Origin of the sequence: Brevundimonas aurantiaca, from assembly GCF_014199955.1 — a bacterium.
Lineage (GTDB): Bacteria > Pseudomonadota > Alphaproteobacteria > Caulobacterales > Caulobacteraceae > Brevundimonas > Brevundimonas aurantiaca.
The window spans coordinates 333,537-346,564 of record NZ_JACHOQ010000001.1 but is presented as its reverse complement, the minus strand read 5'-3'; the positions used below and the strand labels follow the sequence as shown (position 1 = coordinate 346,564).

Genomic DNA, 13,028 nt, shown 5'->3' with positions numbered 1-13,028 from the left:
CTGAAAGCTGAAACGTGTCCGCCACACCGTCTGTCATCGACCTGATCGGCCATACGCCGCTGGTCCGCCTGAATCGCCTGTCTGACGAGACGGGCTGCGAAATCCTGGGCAAGGCCGAGTTCATGAACCCCGGCGGCTCGATCAAGGACCGCGCCGCCCTGTCCATCGTCCAGACCGCGCGGGCGTCGGGCGCGCTGAAGCCCGGTGGGACCATCGTCGAGGGCACGGCGGGCAACACCGGCATCGGCCTGGCCCTGGTCGGGGCGGCCCTGGGTCATCCCGTGGTCATAGTCATGCCCCGCACCCAGTCGGAGGAGAAGAAGTCGGCCATCCGTTCGCTGGGCGCGCGCCTGGTCGAGGTGGACGCCGCCCCCTTCTCCAGCCCCAACCATTTCGTCCATTATTCGGGCCGTCTGGCGTCTGAACTGAACGAGAGCGAAGAGGCCGGGGCGATCTGGGCCAACCAGTTCGACAACACCGCCAACCGCGACGCCCACTATACGACGACCGCTCCGGAGATCTGGGCGCAGACCGGCGGCGAGATCGACGCCTTCGTCTCGGCCGTGGGGTCGGGCGGCACCATCTCGGGCGTCGCGGCCTATCTGCGCGAGAAGAAGCCTGATGTGACCATCGCCCTGGCCGACCCCGCCGGCGCGGCCCTGTTCAACTGGTTCACCAAGGGCGAGATGACGGGCGAGGGCTCGTCGATCACCGAGGGGATCGGGGTGGCGCGGATCACCGGCAATCTGGAGGGGTTCAAGCCGGATTACGCCTACCGGATCGAGGATGCGGAGTTTCTGCCGATCCTGTTCGATCTGGTGAAGCACGAAGGTCTGTCGCTGGGCGGATCGGCCGGGGTCAATATCGCCGGGGCCGTGCGGCTGGCGCGCGAGATCGGGCCGGGCAAGACCATCGTCACCTGCCTGTGCGATCCGGGGTCGCGCTATGCGTCCAAGCTGTTCAACCCGGAATTCCTGACATCGAAGGGCCTGCCGGTTCCGGCGTGGGCTTAAGACCCTCTCCCGCTCGCGGGAGAGGTGGCCCGGCGTCCGCGCAGCGGACCAGGGTCGGAGAGGGGAGTCTCGTTTGAACAGAAGACTTCCCCCATCGTCAGGCGTGTCGCTGCGCGCCACGACCTGACACTTCCCCCGCAAGCGGGGGAAGGTCCTATTTCTCCGCCGCGATCCAGGCGTCCATCCGCTGGTCCAGCAGGGCCAGCGGCAGCGGGCCCTCCGTCAGCAGGGCGTCGTGGAAGGTGCGGATGTTGAACTTCGGCCCCAGTTCGCGTTCCGCCCGGGCGCGGATTTCGCGCAGGCGGATCTCGCCGATCTTGTAGGCCGTGGCCTGGCCGGGCCAGCCGATGTAGCGCTGAAGCTCGGTCTCGATATTGTGGGGCGCCAGGGCCGAGTTGTCGCGGAAACAGGCGCGGGCCTGTTCTTCCGACCAGCCCATCCAGTGCAGGCCGGTGTCGGCCACCAGGCGGCAGGCGCGCCACATCTCGTAGGACAGGCGGCCGAAGCGTTCATAGGGCGTGCGATAAAAGCCCATCTCCTCGCCCAGGAACTCGGAATAGAGACCCCAGCCTTCGGTGAAGGCCGTCACATTGGCCTGGCGGCGGAAATAGGGCTGGTCCTCGGCCTCCTGCTGCAGGGCGATCTGAAGGTGGTGGCCGGGCACGGCCTCGTGCAGGGTCAGGGCCGGCAGTTCGTACAGGGGGCGCTGGTCCAGCTTCGACGTGTTGACCACATAGTGGCCAGGGACGCCGTTCTGCATAGAGCCGGGATTGTAGCGGCCGGTGGTGTAGGTCGCCTCGATCTGGGGCGGGACCGGCTGCACGTCATAGGGCAGGCGGGGCAGGGTGGCGAACAGGGCGGGCAGGCCGCCGTCCGCACGCTTGGCCATCTCCGACGCCTTCTCCAGCAGGTCCTCGCGCGTCTGGGCGTAGAACTGCGGGTCGGTGCGCAGGAAGTTCAAAAAGCCGGCGAAGTCGCCGGTCCAGCCGGCGGCCTTCATCTCGACCTCCATCCGGGCGCGGATGCGGGCGACCTCGGACAGGCCGATCTGGTGGATCTGGTCCGGCGTCAGGTCCGTGGTGGTGTGGCCCCGCACCAGATAGGCGTAGAGGGCCTTGCCGCCGGGGCGGTTGCCCAGACCGGGCTCGATCGGAGCCTGGGGCAGGTATTCGGTCTCCAGGAAGGTCAGCCAGGCTTGGCGCGCGGGGACGATGACGGCGGCGACCGCAGCGGCGGCCTCGGCCCTCAGCCGGTCGCGGTCGGCGGGGGCGATGGTGGTCGGCAGGGTGGCGAAGGGTTTGAGCAGGGGCTCGTCCTCGGGCGTGATCGCCACGTCGTTGCGCGCCCCGGCCAGGGCGCTTTCGGTGACGGAGCGGGGCTGGACCATGCCGGTGGCGAGACCCCGCCGGGCGTTATCGGTGGTCTGGGCGTAGATGTCGCCGAAGCCCCGTATGCGCTGGATATAGGCCTGAGCCTCCGCCACCGTGTTGAGCCGGGTGCTCTGGCCGACATAGAGGGCCCAGGTTCCGGGCCCGCCTTCGCTGTCGAAGGCCAGGCGAGAGGCGTCGTAATCCAGACCCTCGACGCCGCGCTTCAGGCTGTACAGCAGGAAGGCGTGGTTGATCCGCCCCGCCTGGGAAAGACTTGCCGGGTCGATGGCCTCGACCCGGGCGACGAAGGCTTCCAGCGGCGCGCGCTGGGCCAGTTCGAAGGCGCGCGACAGGTCGGGGACCCGGCCCATGGCCTCCACATCGCCCTCTCCGCCCGCAGCGAAGGGGTCGATCGCCTTCAGATAGGCTTCGTAGTCCGCGATCAGGGCGTTCAGCGCCGCCTCAGCCGGGCGGGCCGTCGCCGGCGCCGCCACGGGAGCCTCCACTGGGACCCCCGCCTGCGCAGCCTCCGGGGCCGCCGCTGCGCCGGTCGCCGCCGTCGCCAAACCGGCCGCAACGGCCAAACCGATGATCTTCATGACGCCCTCCGCTTTCAACCGCCACGCAAGCGGAGCGGACGGGGGGCGTCAAGCCGTCATCCGCAGGCGGCGAAGAAGCGTTCGATCTCGGCCAGGGCGGCGGGGCGGGCGGCGTAGGCGTGACGTTCGTCCCCGTCCCAGACGGCGATCCAGCCCAGCCGGCGGAACCGCTGGAAGACGGGGTCCTTGGTGCTGGCGCGGGCCTGGGCGTAGTAGCCGTCGCTGATCGCCGCCTCTTCAAAAGTGGCGCGATAGGTTTCGGTGTCGCCGCCGGACTCCAGCCGCAGCTGGCGCGCCGGCTTGTCGAGTATGGCTGCCAGATCCAGGGTGTCGGAACCGGGACGGCAGAAGAGCTGAAGCTTGACTTCGTCGCTGTGGGCCATGCCGTAGACCAGAGCCTGTTGCGGCGGCTCGTCCGTGTTGCGGATCCAGTCGTAGCCCGGCGTCGGGGCGGGGGCGGATGCGGCCGGGGACAGGTCGGCCGTCGGCGGCTGGGTCGCGCAGGCGGCCAGGGCCGCGACGGACAGAAGGGGCGGGATCAGCTTAAGCCGGGACATCGTCGGTCTCCTCAACCGGCGCAACGGTCCGCCAAACGGCGCAGCTTGGCAAGATGGGCGCGGGGGATGGCCACCCGGTCTGTTCGATCGCCCGTCTGAATGGTCAGATCGCCCGAGCCGACGAAGGCGGCGAACAGCGGATGGTCGGTGCGGACCGTCACCTGCAGCCGTCCCCGCCGTCCGAACCGGGCCGGACTGGTCGCGGCGACGTCGCCGGAGCTCAGGCGCGCGAAGGCGGCGCCGGGCGCCGGGGCGTCTTCCTTGTATACCGTAAGGTCCACGACGCCTGAGCGCGGATCACATTCCACGGTGGCGCGAAGATTGGGCGTGTCGGGCGCCTCATTGGCCAGAACGACCGGACCCTCGTTCTCATAAAGGGTCCAGGTCCAGACCGGGGCGGCGCGCGGAGCTCCCGCCTGGCCGAAAGCCAGGAGGGCGGCGAGAATGAGGTTCATCGGTCGGCCCTGCTGGCGGTGGAACTCAAGCCTGCGTCAGCCGCGTATTTTGTCAAGCGCGCGAAGACCCGCAATAGGCCAGAAAGTCCGCGATCATCCGCCGCTCGGCCCTGTCAGCGGTCAGGTCGAACTGGCCTGCATCGCCCTGAACCCGCATCACGCCGCGGTCGGCGAGACCCTTCAGACTGGCGTCCTGCAAGGACAGGCGCGACTCCGTAGCGTCGCCGCCGGTCAAGGGATCGATCAGGCTGGGACCGTGCGAGGCGTTGATCAGGCGAGGCGTGTCCGGCTGAACGTCGCCATAGACCACGGCCGTCCGGTCGCCGGGCGAGCAGGTGACCATCAGGGCCAACTGATCGGAGTTGGCCACGCCGTAGGCCAGCTTGGCCATGGCGCCCTCGTGGCTCAGATGCCAGGCCATGGCCGGCGTTTCCGCCGACATATGGGCCGAGGGCTCGGTCGCCTGCGGCTTGGCGGCGAAGGCGACCAAGGCGATGGCAGCGGCGGCGGGGATCAGAACCTTGAACATTTGATTAACTCGCGTCTGACGGTCAAACGCGGGTATCCGTCAACAGTTCACGGCTCCGCTTGCGCGGCTGATGGTTGTGGCTTTCGCGCCGCAGCGGATCAGAACGGGCTGAAGCGCTCCACCAGGCTCTGGGCGGCGGGGGTGGCCTGCATCCGGCTGATGTCGCCCCGACCGCCGTAGGAGATGCGGGCCTCGGCGATCTGAGTGTGGTTGATCGAATTGGCCGAGGAGATGTCTTCCGGCCGCACGATGCCGGCGACGGTCAGTTCGCGAACCTCACGATTGGTGCGGACCTCCTGGCGGCCCTGGATGACCATATTGCCGTTGGCCAGAACCTCGGTGACGACGGCGGCGATGGTCAGAGAGACCTTTTCGGACCGGTTGACCGAGCCCGAGCCCGAGGCGTTCGTTTCGCCTTCCAGCCCGACCATCTTGGCCGGATCGAAACCGCCGGGGAAGGCGCGGCCCAGGCTGCTCTCTAGGCCGAAGAAGTTGGACACTCCGGTCGAGGCGTCGTTGGACCGCGACCGCTGGGTCGTGTTCTGGGTCTGGGCGCGGTCGTCGATGTCGATGCGGACGGTCAGGATGTCGCCGACGTGACGGGCGCGCTGGTCGCCGAAGAAGGTGCGGGCGCCGACCCGCCACAGGCTGTTGGCGCTGGCGGGGGTCGATTCAGTCCGCATCGCCGGGGCGGCCATATAGGCCTGCTGGGTGGGAACCAGGGCGGCGGGATAGCCGATGGGCGCCAGTTGGGGGCCGCGCACCGCCTCGACGGCGGTGGAGCAGGCGCCCAGGGAGGCGGCGGAGACGGCGGCGGCGAGGACGAGCTTACGCATGACGGACTTCCCTAGCGGGCGGCGAATTGTTGAGGATTGGCGCGGACCATGTCGGCGGCGGGACCGGCAAGGGCCTGGCCGGGACCGGAGGCCACGGCGTCGATGATGCGGTTGGAGGAGGTGTTCATGACCGCCACGGGCTCGCCCAGGGCGGCGTTGCGCAGCGCCTTGCCCATGACGCTGAGATTGACGCCCCCGACCTGATAGGTGACGCGCACCATGTCGTTGCGGGCGATGACCTGGGCGCCGGCGGAGACAAAGGCGGGGCGGGCCGTCTGGCCGGCCGAGGCGGCGGCGGTCTGAACCGGGACGGCGGCGGCGCGACGCACGGCGACTCGACGGAGGCCCGTCGGATTGTCCCAGTCCAGACCCGCCTGACGCGCCTGGGCCTGAAGGGCGCCGGCTTCCAGAACGACGGACGGGCCAACGCGCTGGGCCACCACCACCTCAGAGGCGGCGCCGGCGCCCTCGAACAGGTCGCCCAGCGTCACCCGGCCGTCGTCGTCGACGGGGTTGGACTTCAGGACCACCGAACCGGCTGAGGCGGCGCCGGCGATCGCAGCGAAGACGGCGGTCAGGGCCAGGGCGTTACGAACGATCTTCATGGCTTAGCCCTTCACCTGGGAGGTGACCGACATCATCTGGTCCGCCGTCGATATGACCTTGGAGTTCATCTCATAGGCGCGCTGGGCGATGATCAGGGCGCTGATCTCGGACACCGCATCGACGTTCGAGGCTTCGGTATAGGCCTGCAGGATCTGGCCGAAACCGACGTCGCCGGGCGAGCCGATGTTGGCGGCGCCCGAGGCGGCCGTCTCCAGCAGCAGATTGTCGCCGATCGCTTCCAGCCCCGCCTCGTTGAAGAAGGTCGCCAACTGGATCTGGCCCACGGTGGTCGGCGCCGTCTGACCCTGCTGCGTCGCCTGGACCAGGCCGGTCTTGGAGATGGTCAGCTTGACCGTGTCCTGCGGGATCGAGATCGCCGGTTCCAGAGGATAGCCGTCGTCGGTGACGATCTGGCCTTCGGGGCTGAGCGCCAGATTGCCCGCGCGAGTGTAGCCGATCTCGCCCGAGGGCAGGGTCACCTGGAAATAGCCGCGGCCGTCGATCGCCATGTCATAGGGATTGCCGGTCTGCTGGGGCGTGCCCTGTTCGGTCACGCGATAGACCGCCCCGGCCTTGACGCCGGCGCCGATCTGAATGCCCGTCGGGACGACCGTGCCCTGGCTGGAGGACTGAGCCCCCATCCGCTCGACGTTCTGATAGAGCAGATCCTGGAACTCGGCGCGCTGCTTCTTGAAGCCCACCGTGTTCATGTTGGCGATGTTGTTGGAGATGACCTCCACGTTCAGCTGCTGGGCGGCCATGCCCGAGGCGGCGGTGCGAAGTGCGCGCATGTCCAGGGTTCCTTATGCGACCTTGCCGAGGCGCTCGACGGCGCGACGGCTCAGGTCGGTGGTGTTCTCGATCATCCGGGTGACGCTCTCATAGGCGCGGCTGATCTCGACCAGGTTGGTGATCTCGACGAGGGAGTTGACGTTGGAGGCTTCCAGCGCGCCCTGATGAATCTGGACGTCGTTCGCCTCGACCGGCTGGGTGTTGGAACCGTTGCGGTAGAGGCCGTCGCCGCCCTTCTCCAAAACGCCCAGGGTGTCGAACCGGACGACGGAAAGGCGGCCGGTGATCTGGCCCGCCTGGGTGATGGTCCCGTCCGCGCCGACCGATATGGCGCCCAGCGCAGGGTCCAGCACGATCTCGGCGCCGCCGCTCAGCACAGGCGCGCCCTGTTTGGTCGTCAACCGGCCCTCGGGGTCCAGGGTGAAGGCGCCGTCGCGGGTATAGGCCTCGCCGTTGGCGCCGTCGCGGACGGTGAAGAAGGCGCCTTCTCCGGCGATGGCGAAGTCCAGCGTGCGGCCCGTCTCGGACATGGCGCCCTGGCCGAAGTCCCGGCCGACGCCGTTGTCCAGCACGAAGCTGGCGGACGGCCGGATGGCGTCGTTGCGCGCCCGCTTGCCGATTTCCTTCCCGACCATCAGCTGCTCCACCTTGAAGCCGGTGGTGTCGGCGTTGGCGATGTTGTTGGCCACGATGTCCAGCTCGCGGCGCAGCGTCATCTGACGGGACAGTCCGATATAGGCGGCGTTTTCCACGACGAGGCTCCTTCGGAAATCCCTTACGCAATGACCGTGCCAACAGGGTTAATTCAGGCGCGGCGGGGCTTTGCGGGGGAGGAGGGCCGGGTTCGCCCGGCAAAAACTGCCGTTTGTAAACGTCGCATTAACCAAGCTGGGCCGATCTTCCCCTGTAGATTCTCCGGGGCGAGCGCATGTTGAAACTTGGCAAGAAGAAGGGCGACCCCAGCGCCGACGCGGCCGAGGCCGAGGCGGGCGCCGAGGGCGAAGAAGGCGCGCCCAAGAAAAAGAAGCTGCCGATCCTGTTCATCATCGCCCCGGTCGCCCTGCTGGTCCTGGGCGGCGGCGGCGCGGCGGCCTTCTTCCTGATGAAGCCCAAGCCGGCCGAGGCGCATGGCGAGGAAGCCGCCGCGCCGGAAGGCGGCCACGGCGAAGCCAAGGCCGAGGAAAAGGGCGGTCACGGCAAGGAAGAGAAGAAGGGCGAGGAAAAGGGCGGCGGCCACGGCGGGGGCGGCAAGGAGGGCGAGGCCGACCCGTCGCTGGGCAAGATTTCAGAAGGGCCGGACGGCGTCACCTTCTACACCCTGCCGGACATGGTGATGAACATCCAGTCGCCGGACGGACGCCCCACCTTCCTGAAGCTGAAGCTGACGCTGGAGATGCATGACGCCGAGGTGGCGACGCATCTGCAGGAAGAAATGCCGCGCCTGCAGGACATGTTCACGGGCTTCGTGCGGGAGCTTCGCCCCGAGGATCTGAGCGGTTCCGCCGGCACCTATCAGCTGCGCGCCGAGCTTCTGCGCCGCATCAATCTGGTCGCCGCGCCGGGCAAGGTCGACGCCGTTCTGATCGAAGAAATGCTGGTGCAATAGGCGATGACCGACGCGCCGATCGATTCCCTGGCCGGACTGGGCGATCCTGCGGACGCCCTGTCCGAGCGCGTCCTGAACCAGGACGAGATCGACAGCCTGCTGGGCTTCGATCTCGGCGACGACGACGGGTCGGAAAAGTCCGGCATTCGCGCCATCATCAACTCGGCGCTCGTCTCATACGAACGCCTGCCGATGCTGGAAATAGTGTTCGACCGCCTGGTGCGGTTGATGACGACCAGCTTGCGCAACTTCACCTCGGACAACGTCGAGGTGTCGCTGGACAACATCTCGTCGATCCGGTTCGGCGACTATCTGAACTCCATCCCTCTGCCGGCCATCCTGGCGGTGTTTCGGGCCGAGGAACTGGACAACTACGGCCTGCTGACCGTCGATTCCAACCTGATCTATTCGATCGTCGACGTGCTGCTGGGCGGCCGTCGCGGCACGGCGGCCCTGCGGATCGAGGGGCGGCCCTACACCACCATCGAACGGGTGCTGGTGCAGCGGATGGTGGAGGTGGTGCTGAACGACGCCCGCCAGGCGTTCGAGCCCCTGACCCCGGTCACCTTCAATCTGGACCGGCTGGAGACCAATCCGCGCTTCGCCGCCATTGCGCGCCCGGCCAACGCCGCCATCCTGATCAAGCTGCGGATCGACATGGAGGATCGCGGCGGACGGATCGAACTGCTCCTGCCCTATGCGACGCTGGAGCCGATCCGCAAGATGCTGCTGCAGCAGTTCATGGGTGAGAAGTTCGGCCGCGACAACATCTGGGAAGGCCACTTGGCCACCGAAATCTGGACCACCGAAACCGAGGTGCGGGCGGTGCTGGACGAGCAGGTCATGCCCCTGTCCAGCGTCTTGAACCTGAAGGTCGGGGACACGATGATGCTGAACGCCACGCCGGATTCGGAGGTTTCGATCCGTGCGGGCTCCATCCCCCTGACGACCGGCCGCATGGGCCGAAAGGGACAACATATCGCCGTGCGCGTCGAAGGGCCGATCAGCCCTGAATCCGCCGCAAGAATAAAGGGCGCGCGCTGATGGCTGGAATGATCATGGACGCCGTCCTCATGCTGCTGCTGGTCGCGGCGGTCGGCTACGGGATCAAGCTGGAGCGCAAGCTGGCGGCCCTTCGCACCGGGCAGATCGCCTTCGCCCAGGCGGTGACCGAGCTGAACGCCGCCGCCGGCCGCGCCGAGGCGGCCCTGGCCAATCTGCGCGCTTCGGGCCAGGAGACGGATCTGCTGCACGACCGGATCATCAAGGCGCGCGAGGTCAAGCAGCAGCTGGAGGTTCTGATCGCGCGGGCCCCGACCGCGACGAGCCGGAGCCGGGAAGAGGAGGCGGTCGCCCGTCCCGAACCGGTTCGTTCGGCCGCGATCGCCCCTCCGCCGGCCGCCCTGGTCAATGACGACGACGAGCGCGCCCGCCGCATGGCCGCCCTGGCCGAACGCATCCAGGGCATGACCCCGACCGTCGCGAGCGCCGCGACGGGCCGGGCGCCGGCCGGGCGCGACAATGTCGCCGCCATCGTCCAGGCCCTGACCGCCGTCGGCTCCGCTAACCAAACCGCAAAACAAAGCCTCAACGCCGCGCGTCGTAATCTGGACGACGACCTGTTCGCCGCCTGAGTTCGGAACCTTCTTTCATGGCCCGCATCCCCCGCCTTCTCCCCCTGATCGCCGTCGCCATCGGCGGGGTCGTCGCCGTGCGCGCCGTCGGCGTCGCGCCGGGCCTGTTCGAAGGCGCCAAGGCCTGGGCCGAGGAGGCTGCGCCGGCCGCCGCTGCTGCGGCGCCCAAGCCCGCCCCGGCCGGCACCTGCGCGCTCTCGCCCGAACAGCTGGCGCAGCAGGCCGGCATTTCTCCGGCCGAGCTGAAGATCATCCAGTCCCTGTCGGCGCGCCGAACCGAGCTGGACGCGCGGGATCAGGACTTCGCCACCACCCTGCCGCTGATGGTCGCCGCCGAGCAGAAGCTGGACGCCAAGGTCAAGGCGCTGGAGGCGCTGAAGGCCGAGATGAAGCAGATGCTGGGCCAGGTCGACGAGCGCGAAAAGGCCGAGATCGACCGGCTGGTTCAGGTCTATTCGGCCATGCGGCCCAAGGACGCCGCCCCCGTCATGGCTTCGCTGGAGGATCGGGTGCGTCTGCCGGTCGCGGCGGCCATGCGGCCGCGCACCCTGGCGGCCGTCATGGCCCAGATGACGCCGGCCCAGGCCAAGGAGCTGACGGAGAAGATGGCCGCTCGCTTCCAGGCGCAGCAGATGGCGGCCCGCGCCGCCGCCGCCGAAGCGACCCCCGCCCCGGCCGCCGCCGCGCCCGCGACGCCGGGTTCTGGTCCGACGGCTGCGTCCCCGGCGTCGACGCCTGCTGCGGCGACCCCGGCGCGTCAGACCCCGCGTCCGGCCGCCCGCCGCCCGGCGAACCGTCCAGCCGCCCGCCCGACCGCGACCCCCGCCGCCGCTCCGGCCAGCGGTCCCCAAGCCTATCAGCCCTCGGCCGCCGACGCCCAGCCGCGCCAGACGGTGCAGTGACGTCCCTTGCGGATTCATCCTTAGTGGGATGACGGCGATCCGCTAACCCATTTGGGCGCATCCTCCCTTCACGCCCGATTTGGGGGCGAGGCATTGAGGATGGTCCGCCATGCTCGGGGAAGTCTTGTATATTGCGCACCGCCTTCGGCGCCCGCTGGCGCGCGGCCTGCTGACGGCGCCCCTGTGGCTGGCCATACCGCTGGCGCGGCTCTGGCTCGGGTTCTGAGCGGCGGTTTCGGTTGGCAGGGCGGCCGGGCGCGGCTATCACCGCGCCTTTCCGACCTACGAGCCCGCTGACCGACCATGTCCGACACGCCTCCCGACCGCCTCTCCGTCGACCCGTCCAGCCCCTATCACGACGCCGAGGCGTTGCAGCGCGGCGTCGGCGTCCGGTTCAAGGGCGAGGAAAAGACCAATGTCGAGGAATATTGCGTCTCCGAGGGCTGGGTGCGGCTGGCTCTGGGCAATCGCGTGGACCGCAAGGGCAAGGCCCTGACCGTCAAGTTGCAGGGGACGGTGGAACCCTATTTCCAGAACGGCTGACTCTTTCTAGGGTCGCGGCTTTCCAAGTGGAGCCGCGCCCATGTCCCTTCGTCTGCTGACCGCCAGCGCCCTTGCGCTGGGCCTTGTCGCCTTTGCGCCCCTGGCGTCGGCCCAGGACGCCGCGACGGTGGAGCGGGCGATCGCCATTCGCGACGCGGCCCTGCGCTCCAACATCGCCCTGGACTACGTCACCCAACTGACGACCCGGTTCGGCGCGCGCCCGGCGGGATCGAAAGCCGAACAGGACGCCGCCGCCTGGGCCGCCGACTATCTGCGCGCCCACGGCTTCCAGAACGTCCGGATCGAAGAGTTTCCTCTGGTCGGCTGGGAGCGGGGCGAAAGCTCCGCCGCCATCGTCGGCGACCACGCCCAGGCCCTGGTCGCTGCCGCGCTGGGCCATTCGCCGGCGACCCCAGCGGGCGGGGTCGAGGCCGAGATCGTCCGTTTCGCCTCGATGGAAGACCTTCAGGCCGCGCCGGACGCCGCTGTGCGGGGCAAGATCGTCTATGTCGATTTGGGCCAGATGCATCCGATGCAGGACGGCTCGGGCTATGGTCCCCAGACCCGCGTGCGCGGGGCCGGGCCGGGCGTCGCCGCGGCCAAGGGGGCGGCGGCCTTCGTGATGCGCTCGGTCGGGTCCGACGAGGACCGGATGCCGCACACCGGCACCACCCGCTATGTAGACGGCAAGCCGACCATCCCCGCCTTCGCCCTGTCGGCGCCGGACGCCGACCAGGTCAGCCGCCTGGTCGCCCTGGGCGAGCCGGTGCGGATGCGCCTGACCTCGACCGCCCATACCTATGAGACCCACAGCCAGAACGTGATCGGCGACCTGCCCGGCGCCAGCCGTCCGGACGAGATCATCGTCCTGGGCTCGCACATGGACAGCTGGGACCTGGGCACCGGCGCGATCGACGACGGAGCGGGCGGCGCCATTACGGTGGCCGCAGCCAAGGCCATCGCCGACAGCGGCCGTCGCCCGGCGCGCACCCTGCGCGTCATCTTCTATGGTTCCGAAGAGGTGGCCCAGCCGACGCCCCGGACCGGCAACGGCGGCGGCGTCTACGCCCGCAACCAGGGCGCCGCCCTGGACAAGCACATCATCGCCGGCGAGAGCGACTTCGGCGCCGACCGGGTCTATGCGTTGCGGCTGCCGGCCGGCGCGCAAGGCTCCGACTTCCAGAAGGCCGCCACGCGCGTCCTCTATCCGATCGGCGTCCTGGCCTCGGACCGCGTCGAGACCGAGGGCGGCGTCGATGTCGGGCCTATGGGGCCGTTGGGCGTGCCCTTCTTCGGCCTGGCCCAGGACGGAACCCGCTATTTCGACCTGCACCACACCGCCAACGACACCCTGGACAAGATCGACCCGGCCCAACTGAGCCAGAACGTCGCCGCCTGGGCGGGGCTGCTGTGGCTGATCGCCGATTCGGACGTCGATTTCCGCGCCATGCGCCCCGCCGCCCCGGCCACGCCTGCGCGCTGAGCCGCTTGGCCCCGGCCGCCGGTTCTGGCTATAGAGCCGGACCGGCTCGCGGGCGTGGCGAAACTGGTAGACGCAGCAGACTTAAAACCCACTACCGTAGATT

15 protein-coding genes are annotated in these 13,028 nt (G+C 68.9%); 7 read left to right on the top strand and 8 right to left on the bottom strand.

All coding sequences use genetic code 11. The features are described from left to right. Positions 1 to 14 precede the first annotated feature (14 nt). Positions 15 to 1,013, top strand: a complete 999-nt coding sequence (locus GGQ93_RS01690; RefSeq protein WP_183214909.1) for a cysteine synthase A — start codon at positions 15 to 17, stop codon at positions 1,011 to 1,013. 154 nt (positions 1,014 to 1,167) lie between these two features. On the opposite strand, the gene GGQ93_RS01685 is transcribed toward GGQ93_RS01690, so the two are convergent. The 8 genes from GGQ93_RS01685 to flgF form a co-directional block, all read right to left on the bottom strand. Next, entirely contained in the window at positions 1,168 to 2,982 is a 1,815-nt protein-coding gene (locus GGQ93_RS01685; RefSeq protein WP_183214908.1) for a DUF885 domain-containing protein, read from the bottom strand. Positions 2,983 to 3,038: 56 nt separating this feature from the next. Further along, positions 3,039 to 3,539, bottom strand: a complete 501-nt coding sequence (locus GGQ93_RS01680) for a hypothetical protein (RefSeq protein WP_183214907.1) — start codon at positions 3,537 to 3,539, stop codon at positions 3,039 to 3,041. An 11-nt stretch (positions 3,540 to 3,550) separates the two neighbouring features. Continuing rightward, complete coding sequence (locus GGQ93_RS01675) at positions 3,551 to 3,994, bottom strand: hypothetical protein (protein WP_152950762.1); 444 nt, start codon at positions 3,992 to 3,994, stop codon at positions 3,551 to 3,553. Positions 3,995 to 4,046: 52 nt separating this feature from the next. Then, complete coding sequence (locus GGQ93_RS01670) at positions 4,047 to 4,523, bottom strand: hypothetical protein (RefSeq protein ID WP_152950761.1); 477 nt, start codon at positions 4,521 to 4,523, stop codon at positions 4,047 to 4,049. Between the two features lie 98 nt (positions 4,524 to 4,621). Then, positions 4,622 to 5,359, bottom strand: a complete 738-nt coding sequence (gene flgH, locus GGQ93_RS01665) for a flagellar basal body L-ring protein FlgH (RefSeq protein WP_152950760.1) — start codon at positions 5,357 to 5,359, stop codon at positions 4,622 to 4,624. Positions 5,360 to 5,370: 11 nt separating this feature from the next. Next, positions 5,371 to 5,964, bottom strand: coding sequence for a flagella basal body P-ring formation protein FlgA (locus tag GGQ93_RS16380; protein WP_152950759.1), 594 nt, complete (start codon positions 5,962 to 5,964; stop codon positions 5,371 to 5,373). A gap of 3 nt (positions 5,965 to 5,967) precedes the next feature. Then, a complete protein-coding gene (gene flgG / locus GGQ93_RS01655) occupies positions 5,968 to 6,756 on the bottom strand; it encodes a flagellar basal-body rod protein FlgG (RefSeq protein WP_183214906.1) in 789 nt (262 codons plus the stop codon). 12 nt (positions 6,757 to 6,768) lie between these two features. Continuing rightward, on the bottom strand, positions 6,769 to 7,509 hold the full coding sequence (gene flgF, locus GGQ93_RS01650; protein WP_183214905.1) for a flagellar basal-body rod protein FlgF: 741 nt from the start codon (positions 7,507 to 7,509) through the stop codon (positions 6,769 to 6,771). A 176-nt stretch (positions 7,510 to 7,685) separates the two neighbouring features. Here flgF and GGQ93_RS01645 point away from each other — a divergent pair, with 176 nt between their 5' ends. The 6 genes from GGQ93_RS01645 to GGQ93_RS01620 all read left to right on the top strand — a co-directional run bounded on the left by GGQ93_RS01645 (position 7,686) and on the right by GGQ93_RS01620 (position 12,925). Then, positions 7,686 to 8,363: a flagellar basal body-associated FliL family protein gene (locus GGQ93_RS01645; protein ID WP_183214904.1), complete on the top strand. Its 678-nt coding sequence runs from the start codon at positions 7,686 to 7,688 to the stop codon at positions 8,361 to 8,363. A gap of 3 nt (positions 8,364 to 8,366) precedes the next feature. Then, on the top strand, positions 8,367 to 9,407 hold the full coding sequence (gene fliM / locus GGQ93_RS01640; protein ID WP_054766381.1) for a flagellar motor switch protein FliM: 1,041 nt from the start codon (positions 8,367 to 8,369) through the stop codon (positions 9,405 to 9,407). Then, positions 9,407 to 9,997 carry a DUF6468 domain-containing protein gene (locus GGQ93_RS01635; protein WP_183214903.1) on the top strand — a complete coding sequence of 197 codons (591 nt, stop codon included), beginning with the start codon at positions 9,407 to 9,409 and terminating at the stop codon, positions 9,995 to 9,997. The genes fliM and GGQ93_RS01635 overlap by 1 nt, the downstream gene beginning before the upstream one ends. Positions 9,998 to 10,014: 17 nt before the next feature. Then, a complete protein-coding gene (locus GGQ93_RS01630) occupies positions 10,015 to 10,899 on the top strand; it encodes a MotE family protein (RefSeq protein WP_183214902.1) in 885 nt (294 codons plus the stop codon). Positions 10,900 to 11,202: 303 nt separating this feature from the next. Beyond that, entirely contained in the window at positions 11,203 to 11,442 is a 240-nt protein-coding gene (locus GGQ93_RS01625) for a DUF3297 family protein (protein ID WP_054766378.1), read from the top strand. 40 nt (positions 11,443 to 11,482) lie between these two features. After that, positions 11,483 to 12,925, top strand: a complete 1,443-nt coding sequence (locus tag GGQ93_RS01620; RefSeq protein ID WP_183214901.1) for a M20/M25/M40 family metallo-hydrolase — start codon at positions 11,483 to 11,485, stop codon at positions 12,923 to 12,925. Positions 12,926 to 13,028: the final 103 nt, after the last annotated feature.

Coding starts and splice junctions, on each gene's coding strand:
- GGQ93_RS01630 (WP_183214902.1), top strand. CDS start 10,015: ATGGCCCGCATCCCCCGCCTTCTCCCCCTGATCGCCGTCGCCATCGGC.
- GGQ93_RS16380 (WP_152950759.1), bottom strand. CDS start 5,964: ATGAAGATCGTTCGTAACGCCCTGGCCCTGACCGCCGTCTTCGCTGCG.
- flgH (WP_152950760.1), bottom strand. CDS start 5,359: ATGCGTAAGCTCGTCCTCGCCGCCGCCGTCTCCGCCGCCTCCCTGGGC.
- fliM (WP_054766381.1), top strand. CDS start 8,367: ATGACCGACGCGCCGATCGATTCCCTGGCCGGACTGGGCGATCCTGCG.
- GGQ93_RS01620 (WP_183214901.1), top strand. CDS start 11,483: ATGTCCCTTCGTCTGCTGACCGCCAGCGCCCTTGCGCTGGGCCTTGTC.
- flgG (WP_183214906.1), bottom strand. CDS start 6,756: ATGCGCGCACTTCGCACCGCCGCCTCGGGCATGGCCGCCCAGCAGCTG.
- GGQ93_RS01680 (WP_183214907.1), bottom strand. CDS start 3,539: ATGTCCCGGCTTAAGCTGATCCCGCCCCTTCTGTCCGTCGCGGCCCTG.
- GGQ93_RS01645 (WP_183214904.1), top strand. CDS start 7,686: ATGTTGAAACTTGGCAAGAAGAAGGGCGACCCCAGCGCCGACGCGGCC.
- GGQ93_RS01670 (WP_152950761.1), bottom strand. CDS start 4,523: ATGTTCAAGGTTCTGATCCCCGCCGCCGCTGCCATCGCCTTGGTCGCC.
- GGQ93_RS01635 (WP_183214903.1), top strand. CDS start 9,407: ATGGCTGGAATGATCATGGACGCCGTCCTCATGCTGCTGCTGGTCGCG.
- GGQ93_RS01685 (WP_183214908.1), bottom strand. CDS start 2,982: ATGAAGATCATCGGTTTGGCCGTTGCGGCCGGTTTGGCGACGGCGGCG.
- GGQ93_RS01675 (WP_152950762.1), bottom strand. CDS start 3,994: ATGAACCTCATTCTCGCCGCCCTCCTGGCTTTCGGCCAGGCGGGAGCT.
- GGQ93_RS01625 (WP_054766378.1), top strand. CDS start 11,203: ATGTCCGACACGCCTCCCGACCGCCTCTCCGTCGACCCGTCCAGCCCC.